Annotated in this window: 13 protein-coding genes and 3 tRNA genes; 5 read left to right on the forward strand and 11 right to left on the reverse strand. The window is 37.3% G+C overall.

Translation table 11 applies throughout. The annotated features are described in order from the left end of the window. Positions 1–298: 298 nt before the first annotated feature. From UABAM_RS25880 to UABAM_RS25890, 3 genes are all read right to left on the reverse strand, one after another. On the reverse strand, positions 299–643 hold the full coding sequence (locus UABAM_RS25880; protein WP_151970889.1) for a DUF5615 family PIN-like protein: 345 nt from the start codon (positions 641–643) through the stop codon (positions 299–301). Continuing rightward, the gene (locus tag UABAM_RS25885) at positions 640–951 is read right to left on the reverse strand and encodes a DUF433 domain-containing protein (protein WP_151970890.1); all 312 of its coding nucleotides are present in this window, start codon (positions 949–951) and stop codon (positions 640–642) included. The genes UABAM_RS25880 and UABAM_RS25885 overlap by 4 nt, the downstream gene beginning before the upstream one ends. A gap of 230 nt (positions 952–1,181) precedes the next feature. After that, entirely contained in the window at positions 1,182–3,812 is a 2,631-nt protein-coding gene (locus tag UABAM_RS25890) for a CHC2 zinc finger domain-containing protein (RefSeq protein WP_151970891.1), read from the reverse strand. A gap of 245 nt (positions 3,813–4,057) precedes the next feature. On the opposite strand from UABAM_RS25890, the gene UABAM_RS25895 reads away from it, so the two are divergent. The 3 genes from UABAM_RS25895 to UABAM_RS25905 all read left to right on the forward strand — a co-directional run bounded on the left by UABAM_RS25895 (position 4,058) and on the right by UABAM_RS25905 (position 4,305). Beyond that, a tRNA-Arg gene (locus UABAM_RS25895) sits at positions 4,058–4,135 on the forward strand. A gap of 9 nt (positions 4,136–4,144) precedes the next feature. Continuing rightward, positions 4,145–4,221, forward strand: a tRNA-Ser gene (locus UABAM_RS25900). Between the two features lie 7 nt (positions 4,222–4,228). Next, a tRNA-Arg gene (locus UABAM_RS25905) sits at positions 4,229–4,305 on the forward strand. 199 nt (positions 4,306–4,504) lie between these two features. Here the strand turns inward: UABAM_RS25905 and UABAM_RS25910 are convergent. From UABAM_RS25910 to UABAM_RS25945, 8 genes are all read right to left on the reverse strand, one after another. Continuing rightward, a complete protein-coding gene (locus tag UABAM_RS25910) occupies positions 4,505–5,329 on the reverse strand; it encodes a leucine-rich repeat domain-containing protein (protein WP_151970892.1) in 825 nt (274 codons plus the stop codon). Positions 5,330–5,523: 194 nt separating this feature from the next. Beyond that, a complete protein-coding gene (locus UABAM_RS25915) occupies positions 5,524–6,054 on the reverse strand; it encodes a hypothetical protein (RefSeq protein WP_151970893.1) in 531 nt (176 codons plus the stop codon). A gap of 86 nt (positions 6,055–6,140) precedes the next feature. Next, on the reverse strand, positions 6,141–6,803 hold the full coding sequence (locus tag UABAM_RS25920) for a hypothetical protein (protein WP_151970894.1): 663 nt from the start codon (positions 6,801–6,803) through the stop codon (positions 6,141–6,143). Between the two features lie 5 nt (positions 6,804–6,808). Then, complete coding sequence (locus tag UABAM_RS25925) at positions 6,809–7,150, reverse strand: hypothetical protein (protein ID WP_151970895.1); 342 nt, start codon at positions 7,148–7,150, stop codon at positions 6,809–6,811. A 93-nt stretch (positions 7,151–7,243) separates the two neighbouring features. Beyond that, on the reverse strand, positions 7,244–7,531 hold the full coding sequence (locus tag UABAM_RS25930) for a hypothetical protein (protein WP_151970896.1): 288 nt from the start codon (positions 7,529–7,531) through the stop codon (positions 7,244–7,246). A gap of 13 nt (positions 7,532–7,544) precedes the next feature. Continuing rightward, positions 7,545–8,552, reverse strand: a complete 1,008-nt coding sequence (locus tag UABAM_RS25935; protein WP_151970897.1) for a hypothetical protein — start codon at positions 8,550–8,552, stop codon at positions 7,545–7,547. A 369-nt stretch (positions 8,553–8,921) separates the two neighbouring features. Next, positions 8,922–9,788, reverse strand: coding sequence for a hypothetical protein (locus UABAM_RS25940; RefSeq protein ID WP_151970898.1), 867 nt, complete (start codon positions 9,786–9,788; stop codon positions 8,922–8,924). Between the two features lie 580 nt (positions 9,789–10,368). Continuing rightward, positions 10,369–10,548: a hypothetical protein gene (locus UABAM_RS25945; protein ID WP_151970899.1), complete on the reverse strand. Its 180-nt coding sequence runs from the start codon at positions 10,546–10,548 to the stop codon at positions 10,369–10,371. 317 nt (positions 10,549–10,865) lie between these two features. On the opposite strand from UABAM_RS25945, the gene UABAM_RS25950 reads away from it, so the two are divergent. Together UABAM_RS25950 and UABAM_RS25955 are read left to right on the forward strand one after the other, a co-directional pair. After that, on the forward strand, positions 10,866–14,456 hold the full coding sequence (locus UABAM_RS25950; RefSeq protein ID WP_151970900.1) for a tetratricopeptide repeat protein: 3,591 nt from the start codon (positions 10,866–10,868) through the stop codon (positions 14,454–14,456). 108 nt (positions 14,457–14,564) lie between these two features. Continuing rightward, positions 14,565–15,125: a DUF309 domain-containing protein gene (locus tag UABAM_RS25955; protein ID WP_151970901.1), complete on the forward strand. Its 561-nt coding sequence runs from the start codon at positions 14,565–14,567 to the stop codon at positions 15,123–15,125. The last annotated feature ends 25 nt before the right edge of the window (positions 15,126–15,150 follow it).

Here is a 15,150-nt window from a genome sequence, read left to right on the forward strand (position 1 = left end):
CTACATTTTCATTATCTACAATAGCACTTCCACGAGAGACCACCACTGTAAAAAAGCGAAAGACCAACATTGGATTAGCGTTTTAGATGATGAATTAAATTTACCTTATAAAATTTAGTCACCCATGATTGCTGCGCCTAACTTTTCTTCTACAATATGCCATTTTACTATTGTATTAGAATTATTTAGTATTTCTTTTTAATAATTCTTTCACTGCGTTGTTTAAAGTATAATAATCTAAATCGATTCTTTTATATGATGCCAATATCTTCACCAGTTTCGATATTTTTTGCATATGTTACAACGGTAAACAAATGAGTAAATTTTCAAAATCTATTAACTTTCCTGCCGACGAAATTAAAGTTAAATCATCAATCAAGTCTTTTATTCCCACTTTTGTAGCTCTGTAAAAAAGAACTCCCGAAAAATATTTTTGGTTAGATTGAAAGTTTGCTGCTATCTCAAAAAAATCTTTATCGCTTGTTACCAATACTCTTTTCAATTCGGAAGCTCTTTCTAACAGTTTTTCATCTGGTACGCCGTCCATACCATCGTCTTGACCTCGGATAACGTCGACTCCATTTGCAATTAAATTTTGGAACACTACTCCGTGAACATGTAGATCAAAGTATAGTTTTATCATTTATTTTTCAACCGATCTAGTAGTTCTTGGCGTGTAATTTGTTTTGAGGCACGGCGTTTTTCTTCTATTTCAATATCGTCTTGTTCTATTTTTTTGTCCATTTCTTGCTTGTGGTCATGGTAATACGCCAGTGCAGAGCAAATTTGAGATTTTGTTAAATCTCTATGCTGAATGTGTATTTCATCGGGAGACCACCCATAAGACAAGTACCAAATAGCAATGTCTTCTACTTTGTAGCGTGTTCCTTCAATAATAGGGACACCTTCTACATTTACAATATAGCGGTAATCTGTTGCTATCATATTCATCCTTTCACCAAGTATTTTAAGTCTGTAATTACATTGTATCAGATTATATGACAAGTTACAAATTGAGGTTACGAATATGCAAAATAGGCTACCTTACAAAAATCCCTTACATTTTCGATTTCGCCTCAAAGCTTTTTACAGTATAGCTTTGAGGCGAAAACTCAACCTTCCTTACAAAAGAAAGATACACAGCAGGGGTAGAGAGATTTTATGCAGACGCATGCGATTTGCTAACACTGCCAAAATCCTTCTAGGTCTAGGCCAAAATCTTTCACTTTTGCCATATCAATTACCACGCAACGTTTTGTTCCTTTGCCAATCCATTTGGGTTTATCGGGGCTGTCAATGTATAGGTTTGTTCGTTCTTTGAACATGCGACGATAAGCTTTCATATCTAGTATTTCAAATTGCTCACCGGATCTTTTTCCCCATTCTTTTAGTTCGGGTAGGCAGAACTTGAGGCGTAGGTATAGTTTGCTTGGAGTAGCATTTTCGCTTTCGGTAGCGAAATGCATGTTTTCCTTAAGGATACCTTTTTCCGCGAGCATGGCTAGCTTTTCCAGCGTATCGTCTAACGCTATTTTGCCACCAGATACTTCGCAGATTTCTTTTTCGCATAGTTTCATGAGTTCTTCTTTGGATAGCGATGGCATTGATAGGTTGAAGTCTTGAGCGAATTTCTCCATACAGCGTAAACCAAATACAGCAATGGTCATATTGTCTTTTGGGCGTTCGGGGCAGTTTTCGATGATGTCTTTTACGTCTTTCGTGGCTTCGTTTAGCATTTGATCTACATTTTGTTGTAATACCCAATCTAGATAGATGCTGGCGAAAGCCTCTAGTGGCATGGCGTTGAGTTTTTTGTGTGCTTGTTTGCGTTCGGTTGTCATGGATTTAAATGATAATGGTGCGGGTAGTATTCTTTCTAGGACGGCGGGTTCGGTGAAGGTCATCTCGCCTACGATGCATATCGGAGCTTGGAGTTTGTAGTGCATTAGGGTTTGGTCTTGGCGTCCTCTAGTTTCTACTTCTCCTGCGTATATGCGTCTGATTAAGCGGTGGATGTAATTGACTTGCTTAGGATGCATGTCACAGGGTTTGTATTCATCTACGAAGATGGGTAGGCTGCTGGTGGCTGAGAGGAGTTTTAGCCAGCTAAAGTTGCTTTGGGTGCAGGAGAATAGTTCACCTGAAAATCCCATTAAGCGCCATAGAAGGCTCGCAGTGGACGTTTTACCACTTCCTCTGGTTCCGAATATGTTTAGGATGGGAAAATGGCGCATATGCGGCATTATTTGCTGTTTAAATGGGACGGCGAATAGCCAGCCTAGCATAACGGCTAGTGGAGCCTCTTCGTTGAGTTTTGGTAGGTAGGTAAATAGTTGTTGTAGAAATGGCTGTTGTTGGTGCTTTGGTATTGTGGTGAAGTGCAACATGTCGTGGAACGGATGTTGTCCTTTGGTAGGAATAAATTTGGTTTGGCAATCGGGGTTTTCTTTTCCGATGACTTTGTTGGGGAGTACGAAAATGTGGTCTTGGGTTTGGTAGCCTAGTTCTCGAGTTCCTTTGCATACGGAAATAGTGTAGCTGGCGACGATTTCTTGGATACATTGTAGATCGTTGTCGGAGCCACGAAAAGAAAGATCGATGGATTTGATTTCTTTGAGGAAATTGCTTCGTGATGTCCATGCTTCGCGTTCTAGTACCACTTCGTATTGCGTTTTTTGCGATTTTAAGACGGCTTTTACTGCTTCTTTGTCATCTACCCAAATGCGTTGTTGCGGCAGGATGATAAAGTTGGAAATGGCGATGGTGTCGTCCTTTCTTTTCTTAAGGTATGAATAATTTTCTTCGCTGATGTCACCGCATTGACGTTTTTGTGAGTCGGCGGTTGTGTTTTGTACTTGGTATGATTGTGCGTTTTCGATGAGGTGTTGTAGATCTTGTTTGCTGTTTTTTTCGCGAATGAGAAAGTCGCTGAGGTCGCCTTTGGGATATTGTTGTTGAAATTGTTGTGGCCATTGAATAATTTTGATGTCGTTTGTGGCTTGTGATAGCGCTTCCGCAGCTTTGTGTGCGCCTTGTTGTCCTGCGGCATCACAATCATAACAAATAACGATGGTTTGGTCTTGTAGTGCGCTGATGGTGTGTTGCCAGTGTTGTTTTTGTGGTAGTGAGTTTTCTCCTCCGGTGAAGGTAACGAAGTTGTACTTGTCTCCAAGAAAACTCTCACCTACGTTTTTGTCTTTTTCTCCAGCGCATAGAATAGTGGTCTTTTCGCGGTTGATACTTTCAATGCCGTATAGCGATACTTTGCCACCGCGTTCAAACATCGATTTGTGTTTGCTTGGTACTTTGCGTGAATATTTTTTTAGGGTAATCACTTCGCCGCGATGGTTGAATATTGGAAACACCAGTCTGGCTTCATACTTGCCGTACTTTGGTATGTAGCCAAGTTGATTTTTGATGGCGGTTTTGCGTGAAATTCCCATTGTTTTTAACGCATCAAGGCTTTTGTCTTTGTTTTGTTGTAGATTGTATTGGTAGCGTTCGACTTTTTCTTGTAGTGGACTTGATACATCACCATATTGTTTTTTAAGCTCAAAAGAGGCTTCTTTGATGTTCGAATGATTACTGATGAGTTTCTCAAATTGAACCAGGCTACCTTTTTCATTACAGGCGAAGCATTTGAAGCATCCGTTGTTGCGATTAAAACCAAAAGAAGGTTTTTTGTCGGTGTGATTTGGCAATGGACAACGAACGTTTTTGCTCCAGCCATTCCTGTTAAATTTTTGAATGGTAATGCCTATGTGACGTTGATAATAGTTGACGATGTCCAGGTTTTTTGGCAGTTTTCTCATTTTTACCCCCTAAGTTCTTGAATTTAGGGAGGTGTATTGCTATAATTTTGTTGGTGCAACTGGGTTATTTTCTCGTCTTTACAGGGAGGAGAAATTTCAGTTGCCCACAATCTACCCCTCACAACATTCCGATTTTTCTGTTACCCTTGTAAATCTTGATTTTCCCACAAAAATATCTATTCCTTGAAAACCATTGTTCCGAAAGGAACCGCGGGTTCGAATCCCGCCCTCTCCTCCATTTTTAAAGGGGAGTAGCTCAATCTGGATAGAGCATCGGTCTACGAAACCGAAGGTTGTGGGTTCGAATCCCGCCTCTCCTGCCATCAGTATAAAGAGGAGTAGCTTAACCCGGCTAAAGCGGCGGTGTCGAATACCGCAAATGTAGGTTCGATTCCTGCCTCCTCTACCAATAAAATAGGGGAGTAGCTCAATCGGATAGAGCAACGGTTTTCTAAACCGTAGGTTGTGGGTTCGAGTCCCGCTTTCCCTGCCAGCGTTTTCAATGGAGAGAGAAAAGCAACGTAATTGTTATTTTGTTCTTATATGCGGAGAAGAAGATTTTAGTGAAAAACAACGCTTTTCCCTCCATTTCCCTCTACAACCTAAAAAATTACTGCACCTATCATAACCAATGCTTGACACGAAAAGTCTAGATTATATTTGTGGCAGAAGTTCTGTTAGGTTTGTATCACTTATATCCAGTTTGACAAGAGAGTTAAGTTCCCGATTTCTTCTGGCAACTTGGTTATGGGTGTACAGCGCATTTTCAAATATTTGAGGGACGAAAGTTGAAATAATTCCCTAGGTAGTTCGGTTATTAGTGTATGCGATAAGTTAAGATGAGTAAGAGAAGAAAGTTGTTCTATTTCCCTGGGCAGTTCAGCTATTTGTGTATACGCTAAGTTGAGGTGGGTAAGAGAAGAAAGCTGTTCAATCTCTCTTGGCAATTCAAAAATTCCTGTAGTACTCAAATCGAGATGCGTGAGAGAAGGAAGTTGGAGTATTTCTCGTGGTAATTTTGTCACAGATGAATTACTCAAATCAAGGTGTGTTAGAGAAGAAAGTTGTGAGAATTCTATAGGCAATTCTTCGATATACGAACCACTCAATTCAAGGTGGGTAAGCACAGGAAGTCGGAATATTTCCACAGGCAACTGTTCTATGTCAAAAGAAAACAAGCTTAAGTGAGTAAGACTAGAAAGCTGCAAAACCTCTTTGGGAAATACTGTTGTTTTGCTCACATCTAATTCCACGGAAAGCATATTAGAAAAATTGCAGTTTACAAAGTGGCAGCCTTTTACATTCTGCAAGGTGACATCCGTACGGAAACTACAATTTTCAAAAACACAATCTTTTAGTTCGTATTTTTGATCTTCTTCTAAGAAAAAAACACATCCGAAATATGAAATGTAGTTTTCTATTTTTTGCAGTGATTGCGATTTTATTTCTGTTCTTTCTACATGATTTTCTACGTTCCCGGTGAACATATTGAGTATTTTTGTCATTATCGTTTTCATTTTTTATTTGCTCTTCTTTTTTTCAATTGATCTTTGGCAAAATTTGTCGTTGCTTCATGTTCTCATTCTACGAATCACTTTGAGCCAGTTTGGAGTACGAGTCCGCTAATCAGTATTTTTATTAAAATCGGCAAATGAAGTCTTGCATAACTCTTTCACTCGGCCATGTTAGAATTTCCTATGATAAATAAAATCTAAAATTTATCGGCATTCGCGGCGATAAAGATAATGATGCCAATAATCACGACAATAATGAAAAATGGTGCGCTATCTTCCCATGAGAAATCACTACCTGATCCTAAATACACATGGCATTTAGGACAAAAGTATAAAATGTGTGTCACTTCTCTCTCTCCGTCTTTGCCGCCGGGAACTATTTGCCGATATTGTTTTTTGTTTGTACAAGATCTACAAACCTCCACTCCACAACTACACCTATATCGAGGTCTCGTTTCTTCGCACATTTGACATGGATTTAGTTCTTTGCTAGTTGAAATAGATATTCTCTGCCCCTTGATAGACCTTCTTAACTTTTCAAAATTGATTTCATGTTTTTCAAAATTCTCAAAAGTGATCTTTCCTTTGGCGTATTTTTGCACAGCGGGCTTGGACACATTTTGATTATTACCACGACACCATGTGGTGTTACATTTACTACATATAACTTTTCTGTCATTCGCAAAAAAAATATGTCCGCAATTTGGACATTTGTACTTGAGAAACATTGGGATATCTCCTTCAATGGGTAGAGGATGGTGAAAGTTCGGAATATAAAACGTCGTAATTTACGGTACACAAGGTAGTCTTCAACCTAATCCACAAACAACTGCAAAGGGTAATTTGCTGTCCATTTCCCCAAATAAAATTTATATTTAAAATAAACACAGGAAAATCCTAAACACCTAATTGTCCATATATAATTTTTCGGTTTATATTTCATTTTATTCAAAGCCTTCATGGCATTTCTGTTAAAAAAATCAATCAGGCTTAAGCGTTTGCCAAAACCTAGTTTTATATAATAAGAAATACCCGGAATTGTCACGTCATAGGCAAGGCCTGTACGGCGTTTGTTTGGTGCTGTCCACCACCACATTGTCCACAAACTAGATTTGGACGACTTCAAAGTAAGCCAATCATAAAAATAGTAATTTTCATTGGGGTTTAACCAGTAACATGCTTGTATCTCATCTTGTTCTGTCGCAATCCATCCCGTTGCTCCACAATCGAGCCACTGTTTATAAATCTCCGGATGAAATCCACAATTGACCAATGTAGCAACATTGTTATGCGTCACCGTTTGCAAGTTACAAGACGTAGTTAATTTTCGTTGTGGTAAAGAGTTGGGAATAGAAAAAATAGCATAGAATCTAACGTGTAGAATTCGATAAGGAACGACGGAATGGAATAAGTTGATCACAGCATATAACCAGCTATTGCTCCGTCCTGTTGTATAAAACTTGCGCCATTTGTTCATTCGGTTTACCCTATTTGTTTAAATAGCCAAATAACAACAGGTACGAGAATGAAAATAAAGAGCGCTTGCCGTGGATTTAAACTCAGAGATGGGACTGGGGATTTGCTAAATAGAGAATTCATGTTAGAAGTTTGATGTGCGAACGAAGTCATTGAGAAACTACATGTGGGACAATAATATTCAAAATACACTTCTTTGACAGGGTCTTCCCATTTTCCGCGAGGAACCAACTTTGTGCGCTGCTCTTTTTTAAGACAACTATGGCATGTTGTTCGCCGACATCCAGGACACAAAAAATTGCTGGTCAAATTTTTACATACATGGCAATACTCTTGTGATTTTTTCATCAAATTCTCCATTATCCAACAAGTATGAATACACCAATATGCTTCTATTACCTTAGAGAGAAACCTATTTTATTCTCAGCGAATTGTTTTTGGTCATGTTAACCATACAAGTAAACCATACAAAATGGTGACCGCAGATACCAATGCACAACTAACTCCTGGAGTCTCGGCTTCGAGAAGATTACCGCATTTCGGGCAAAAGCATTTCACCAGAGTGATCTCTCGAGAGCCACCTTTACCGCAAGAGACCATTTTGTGGTATTGTCGTTTTGTCGTACAAGCTCTACACATTTGCACATTGCATTTGCACCAATAACGAGGTTTATTCCAGTGTAGGGCCTGCTTTTCTTGGCATATTTGACAAAATTCTTGCAATTCCATTGTTTTCCCCGCTTTATTTGACCAAATCATAGATGTTTTTGTGTGAAGGAATAAATCTCTTATAGAGATAGCATTTGCACCAAAAACAACATAGCAAAAATAGATACAATATTTTACCTCTGCGCAAGCACTGTATCATCGTTGTGTGATAAAAATGCGGTGAAATAGTTTTGCGGGAAAAAAATATCATAGTAATTAAACTCCATAATATTTTTTGGGGAAATACGCTATATCTGTTTAACATCCCAAGATTGTTTAAGGGGATCATTGTTCTAAGACATTTTTCACATTTGCCACAATTGTTTTTCTCTATATTTGGACTGAAACACACTCTTAGATGCGAATAGGTCTCTTTCCAAAATATGAGTTGTTCAATTTTTTGCGTACGATCTTTGTTTGCTCCGTTGTGGAATACAAATGTTTTTTCTGTACTAAAGCAATGGTCGGTGTAAATCGTCGATCCCCAAATAGCAGGGTTGCGATAGCTTAAAGTTGAAGGAATATATATACAGGAAAAGTTTTTGCTTATACACTGTGCTAAGGCCAAAAAACATGGTGCATGGAACATCGAATAATCTGGTATATAACGGCGAAAGTTGCACTTCATTTTTACTAAGTGAACATCAAGTCTATTTGCTAAATCATTGTAATTTTCAAAAACTCGTTCAAATATGGTTTGTTCTTCTAATTTAATATCGAGTCCATGAGCAAAAAGCAAGTGTGAGATTTGATAGTCAGATACTTTTTCGTTTTGACGATTGTGGTGATATAAAGTATAAAACGAGTCTACTCCGCCAGAAAATAGAGAAATAGCCGATGAATTTTTTACATAAGGTAAATCTGGTTTCAATGCGTTGGGCTCGATGTCAATAAAGTTTATTTTATCTTTGAGTATAGAGTGAAAAACTCTTTGATATTCTCTCAAACCAAATAGTAATCTTGGCGACAGTTTTCCTTTTATTACCAATTTTTCTTCTAAAATCATCGCTATTGGTAGGACGGCAATGACAATACCATTCATATTGTCTCCACACAATAAATTCTCAAATTCAACTGGGATTTCATACCAAATTACCGATGGATAATCCGTTTCATTGAAGAATTCAATTTCATGTTCCACTCTAACAAAAGTATCATTTTTTATTATTTTAGCAGGATAAATAATTGGCATATTAGAATTTACTTAAAATTTGCTAGCAAAAATTTTCATGGCTACTTTACTGATTCTAGAGCTTTTCTAACGAATAAAATCTAAACGCTAGATACGCACCCAGCTTTAATTTTTTTAGTAAATATAGATATTATAGTTAAACAGAAAGTAGCTAATCGGTAAACATCTTTTTAGAAGTCTATCGCAGAGAACACCGCGAGGAATTTTTCGGGCCATGATTCACCGTTTACATATTCTGACATCTTGTTCAAAAAGTTTTCGTTCTGGATAAAAATCGAGGTTTTCATCTAAAACAGGTATTATATGCGGACCGTGTTTGTAGTCTTCGTAATGTATACCGAGGAGAAATTTTTGATCTTCCGTAATAAGCTGTTCGCAGCCCTCCCATAAAAAGCTGTGAAGGCTACCATTCTCTACGTTTTTGTTAATTTTATTTCTACATGACGTAGATCTTTGGCCAAAACGATCAGCGAGTCCTACAGCAATTATATTGAGGTGATCTTGAATTTTGGTTTCAATCATTTCTTTTATATGGCCAAGCATCATGCCTCCCGAAATAATTTCGTCGATATAAACAAAATATTGATAGTTGCTCAATAATGGTTTCAAACGTTCTAGCTCTTGGTAGTTATTGTACCTTCCCGAAGCATTTTTACCTTTTTTACTGACGATACCAAACTCTTTAGGATACAGCACAAAACTAGATGTCACAGGATAGTATACATCTATGTGAGTTAAGTCCAAAAATTGTGACATAGTACGCCAGATGGGATAAGCGCCTCTCATGGGAGCGTATACTATACATTTTTGATTTTGGATGATTGTTTGTAAGCGTGCAGACAAACGTTTACAGGCCGATAAATAAGATAAATTACGCTCAGTATCATTTTTGTATAATTTTTCGTGAGGATGACGACGATTAAAAAACTCACCACCAATTTTGAAAATAGTATCTGTTGGCCACAGGATAGATGAAATGACATTTCTATCGTAGATAATTTGATACCAGTCATTACGCGACGTGACAATAAATTTATCGTCCCACAATAGATTTTTAGCTTGTTTGTAACGAACCCATAGTTCCATAAAACTTTTCCTGAATCTTCGATATTTTAAACTCAAATAAACTATTACATTGTCGATTGGCTTCCATTTCTTCAGGAAAAAAGCACAACCGTTATACATTACATTATTTTCTATTGTTTTTAATGATTTTAGATTTCACTTCCATTTTGTGGCCATTGCATCACTATGAATATAAATAATCAACTAAATGTAGATAATCTATAACTCCACTATTACTATACAACAATCGTCATTGAAGTACATACAACAATGGCTATTTTATAACGGTATAACACAGAAAAATGTATGAATAGACCGCTAGCTTTTATAAAAAACCTTAAAAATAGTTCAAGCGCTCTGGTAGAGACATCTAGAAGAAATGGTGTGTCATGATAGTTGCTGATGAAGCAGGAATGGGTGTAAATTTTGAAATGAGTATTTTATGTATCTAGTTTCTATTTTTCAGACCTAGCGCCCTGCAAGAACTTTGTAAGTAAACCAAATTTTACTTGTCTCATGGTGAATTTAGATCTTGCAGGAGATACGCAAATTTTCGTTTATTGTTTACAATAAATAATTGATTCTCAATATTTATCCAACCTCATATAAGTTTTACACCGCGAAATCTAGGGCCATTTTCTTTGTACTTTTCTTTATACATCATATAGTACTGATAGTCTTGCAATAAACTAGCGATTTCCGCAGAGTCCTTTTGATAATTACTACCACACATAGAAATGATCGATACTTCAGGTAACTCGCTTGGATTTAAATTATTCATGACATAACCTTTACTACTTTGTTGATGACAATTAATGTCGCATTTCAATAAACGAATTGTTTCTTTAACTTTTTATCGGAAGTTTTTTGCGAAAAGGTTATGCAAAAAAATAATTTTTTTTGATCTTTAATTTTTTTAGTAAATATAGATATTATAGTTAATCATCTCTATGGAGAAGAAAAGCAAATTGCAAAAGCAAGAAACTTCACAATGATTATTGCGCGATGCGAATTTACTGTTCAGCGAAATTATTGAATCGATGGTTTCCAATTTAAAGAGCAGTCGCTATTTCACACCACCAACAAATAGGAATTATTATGCAAGAACAAAATCTAAAGTCTCTAATGGAGCAAACAATACAAATTTGCGAGAAAGGACACTATTCTCAATTAGCTTGTGTTGTCGAAAAAATAAATGAGATCATCCCAAGTATGTACAGTAAAGACCACCCTGATTATGCAACTACTCTCAACAATCTTGCTGCGTTGTACCAAAAAATGGGCAAATATGAAAAAGCAGAACCTCTTTACCTTGAAGCGCTGCAAATACGCGAAAAATCTTTAGACAAAGACCACCCTGATTATGCAACCACTCTCAATGATCTTGCGATATTATATCGAGAGATGGGCAAATATGGAAAAGCGAAACCTCTTTACCTTAAAGCGATACAAATACGCGAAAAAGCTTTAGGTAAAGACCATCCTGATTATGTAACCACTCTCCATAAGTTTGCTCAATTTCATTACTCAATGGGGGAATATGAAAAAGCGAACACTCTTTATCTCGAAGCGATACAAATACACAAAAAAGCTCTCGGTAAAGATCACCTTGACTATGCGACCGCCCTCGATAATCTTGGTGTCTTGTATAAAAGAATGGGCAAATACGAAAAAGCAGAACCTCTTCATCTCGAAGCGATACAAATACGAGAAAAAGCTCTCGGCAAAGACCACCCTGATTATGCAACTACTCTCAATAATTTTGCGAACTTATATAAAGAAATGGGTAAATATACGGAAGCAGAACCTCTTTATTTTGAATCCATGCAAATACGAGAAAAAGCTTTGGGCAAAGACCATCCTGATTATGCGACTACTCTCAATGATCTTGGTGAGCAATATAACGCGATGGGAGAGTGTGAAAAAGCTGAAACTCTTTGCATTAAAGCGATACAACTACGTGAAAAAGCGCTCGGCAAAGATCATCCTGATTATGCCATCAGCCTTTATAACCTTGCTCAATCGTATTATGTGAGAAGAGATTATGAAAAAGCAAAACCTCTTTACCTTGAGGCGATAAAAATAGAGGAAAAAGTTCTCGGCAAAGATCATCCTGATTATGCCATCAGTCTCAATGATCTTGCTGGGCTGTATCAAGAAATAGGAGAGTATGAAAAAGTTGAACCTCTTTACCTCGAAGTGATGCAAATATATAAAAAGACAATAGGCGAAGACCACCTTTATTATGCAATTTGCCTGCATAATCTCGCGGCATTGTACCAAGAGATCGCGGAATATGATAAAGCAGAACCTTTGCACCTTGAAGCAGTGCAAATATACGAAAAGTCTTTGGGCAAAAGTCATCCTGATTATGCAACGAATATCCTTGGTCTTGCCGAACTGTACAAATCAATGAGAAAGTATGAAAAAGCAGAGCCTCTTTACCTTGAAGCAGTGCAACTACGTGAAAAAACTCTCGGCAAAGATCACCTTGATTATGCGATGGGTGTAAATAATTTTGCTGGATTGTATCAACAGATGGGAGATTACAAAAAAGCAGAACCTCTTTACCTTGAAGCAATACAAATATGTGGAAAAACGATAGGCAAAGATCATCATTATTATGCAACGAGTGTCAGTAATCTTGCAGCACTTCATCAAGAGATGGGTGAGTACGAAAAAGCAGAATCTCTCTACCTTGAAGTAATGCAAATATTTGAAAAAACTCTCGGTAAAAACCACCCCTACTATGCAAATAATCTCAATAGCCTTGCTGGATTGTATCAACAGATGGAAGAGTATGAAAGAGCCGAACCTCTTTATCTAGAAGCATTACAAATAATTGAACAAACTCTCGGTAAAGAGTACGTTGATTATGTAACTAGTCTCATCAATCTTGCTGCGTTTTATAAATTGATCGGAGAGTATAAAAAAGCCGAACCTCTTTATCTTGAAGCGATGCAAATATTTGCAAAAACTCTCGGTAAAAACCTTGATTATGCAACAAGTGTCAATAATCTGGCTGGCCTGTATCAAAAGATGGGAGAACATGGAAAGGCGGAACCTCTTTACCTTGAGTCCATACAAATATGTGAAAATAATCTGGGCAAAGATCATCATGATTATGCAACGAGTGTCAGTAATCTTGCTGTATTGTATCAAGAGATAAAAGAGTATGGAAAAGCAGAACCTCTTTACCTCGAAGCGATACAAATATATAAAAAAAATCTTGGCAGCGACGACCATTACTATGCAAATAATATCAATTGTCTTGCTGGATTGTATCTAGAAATAGGAGAGCATGAGAAAGCCGAACCTCTCTACCTTGAAGTAATACAAGTATTTGAAAAAAGTCTTGGTAAAGACCATCCTGACTATGTAGCTGGTCTTATCAATCTTGCCGAATTGTATCAACAAATGAAAGAGTATGGAAAAGCAGAATCTCTTCACCTTGAAGCATTGCAACTATATGAAAAAACTCTCGGTAAAGACCACCCTATTTATGCAAAAAGCCTAAATAATCTTGCGGTGTTGTATCTAGAAATGGGGGTACATGGAAAAGTAGAACCTCTTTACCTTGAAGCGATGCAAATATTGGAAAAAGCTCTTGGCAAAGACCACCCTGGTTATGCAAACAGTCTTATCAATCTCGCGGCATGGTATAAAGAAACAGGGGAATATGGAGAAGCGGAACCTCTTTACCTCAAAGGAATGCAAATATATGAAAAAGCTTTCGGCAAAGATCACCCCTACTATATAGATGCTCTCCGTAATCTCGCGTTATTGTACAAGTCGATAGGCGAGTATGGAAAAGCCGAACCTCTTTACCTTGAAGTAATGCAAATATTTGAGAGAATTATTGGCAAAGATCACCCTCATTATGCAGATAATCTCCATAATCTCGCGGTATTGTACGAATCGATGAGGGAGTACGAAAAAGCCGAGCCTCTTTACCTTGAATCAATTCAAATATGCGAAAAAACTCTTGGCAAAGATCACCCTTATTATGCAAATAACCTCAATAGCCTTGCTTGCTTGTACGAATCGATAAGCGAATATGAAAAATCAGAACCTCTTTACCGCGAAGCATCACAAATATTTAAAAAGGCTCTCGGCAAAGATCACCTTGATTATGGAACGAGTCTCTATAATCTTGGGGGTTTATATCAAGTAAAAAAAGAGTATAAAAAAGCCGAGTCTCTTTACCTCGAAGCAATACAAGTATTTGAAAAAAACCTCGGAAAGGATCACCCTAGTTATGCAAATATTCTCTACAAACTCGCCGTATTGTATCAACAGACGCAGGAGTATGGAAAAGCCGAGCCTCTTTACCGCGAGGTGACACAAATATTTGAACAAACTCTTGGGAAATTTCACCTCACTTATACAGCCAGCCTCAGTAGTCTTGCTGCACTTTACCAAGAGATGAAACAGTACCGAAAAGCAGAACCTCTTTACCTCGATGTAACGCAAATATTTGAACAAACTCTTGGGAAATTTCACCCCAATTATGCAGTTAGTCTTAATAATCTTGCAGCATTGTATAAAAAAATCGGAGAGTATAGAAAAGCAGTTTCTCTTTGCCAAGAGGCAACACAAATACTTGAAAAAACTCTTGGCAAAGATCACCCCGCTTATACAGCTAGTCTTGAGAGTCTCACGGCACTTTACCAAGAGATGGGAGAGTAGTTTTCCAGTGGAAAAAATTTACAGCTAAAAATATAAAAACTCACATTTGAACTTCAAAATAAAACATACTAAAATTAAAATTAAACGAATTTTATAGGAAACGCTACTATGTCAAATTTACCTATTTGCAGTAACATGCCTCGTTTAATTCCAGAAAGGCCTTTTCCTCCTTATCGCTATGTAAATGGATTAAATCCCCATCCCATAAAAGATCCCAGAGGACACTCTTATGGAAGCCAAGAACCGATGTATTCTCAAGAATACCTTGATCCCGACAATTGGCAACAAAACAAGGACTATCTTTATGGAATCGATTTGTATCATCATGGTTATTTCTGGGAATCTCATGAAGCATGGGAAGGACTGTGGAATGCCTATGGTCGAGAAACGATCCCCGGAAAATTTATGCAAGGTTTGATTCAAAATGCTGCTGCTCAAATCAAACTTCACAAAAAGCAATTGTCTGGTGTATGTTCTTTAAGCAAGAAGTCTTGGGCAAACTTAACTGTTGTAAGTGACTGTCTGCAAAGAAATGACAGAAACAATTTCATGGGAATTTCTATTACCGAATTGTTTTCAGAAATGAAACGTTGTTATAAGCCTTTTTGGAATGGGACGCCAAACTTTTCTAATGTCGTGATTCCTATTCTAAGAATTCATAATCCATAAGTGGCAAATTTTAAAATTTAGTAAA

Origin of the sequence: Candidatus Uabimicrobium amorphum, assembly GCF_009002475.1 — a bacterium.
Classification (GTDB): Bacteria; Planctomycetota; Uabimicrobiia; order Uabimicrobiales; family Uabimicrobiaceae; genus Uabimicrobium; species Uabimicrobium amorphum.

Excerpts from the sequence above, each read along its gene's own strand:
- UABAM_RS25885 (WP_151970890.1), bottom strand. The coding sequence starts at position 951 with ATGAATATGATAGCAACAGATTACCGCTATATTGTAAATGTAGAAGGT.
- UABAM_RS25930 (WP_151970896.1), bottom strand. The coding sequence starts at position 7,531 with ATGGAATTGCAAGAATTTTGTCAAATATGCCAAGAAAAGCAGGCCCTA.
- UABAM_RS25890 (WP_151970891.1), bottom strand. The coding sequence starts at position 3,812 with ATGAGAAAACTGCCAAAAAACCTGGACATCGTCAACTATTATCAACGT.
- UABAM_RS25945 (WP_151970899.1), bottom strand. The coding sequence starts at position 10,548 with ATGAATAATTTAAATCCAAGCGAGTTACCTGAAGTATCGATCATTTCT.
- UABAM_RS25935 (WP_151970897.1), bottom strand. The coding sequence starts at position 8,552 with ATGAATGGTATTGTCATTGCCGTCCTACCAATAGCGATGATTTTAGAA.
- UABAM_RS25925 (WP_151970895.1), bottom strand. The coding sequence starts at position 7,150 with ATGAAAAAATCACAAGAGTATTGCCATGTATGTAAAAATTTGACCAGC.
- UABAM_RS25915 (WP_151970893.1), bottom strand. The coding sequence starts at position 6,054 with ATGTTTCTCAAGTACAAATGTCCAAATTGCGGACATATTTTTTTTGCG.
- UABAM_RS25910 (WP_151970892.1), bottom strand. The coding sequence starts at position 5,329 with ATGAAAACGATAATGACAAAAATACTCAATATGTTCACCGGGAACGTA.
- UABAM_RS25920 (WP_151970894.1), bottom strand. The coding sequence starts at position 6,803 with ATGAACAAATGGCGCAAGTTTTATACAACAGGACGGAGCAATAGCTGG.
- UABAM_RS25940 (WP_151970898.1), bottom strand. The coding sequence starts at position 9,788 with ATGGAACTATGGGTTCGTTACAAACAAGCTAAAAATCTATTGTGGGAC.
- UABAM_RS25880 (WP_151970889.1), bottom strand. The coding sequence starts at position 643 with ATGATAAAACTATACTTTGATCTACATGTTCACGGAGTAGTGTTCCAA.
- UABAM_RS25950 (WP_151970900.1), top strand. The coding sequence starts at position 10,866 with ATGCAAGAACAAAATCTAAAGTCTCTAATGGAGCAAACAATACAAATT.
- UABAM_RS25955 (WP_151970901.1), top strand. The coding sequence starts at position 14,565 with ATGTCAAATTTACCTATTTGCAGTAACATGCCTCGTTTAATTCCAGAA.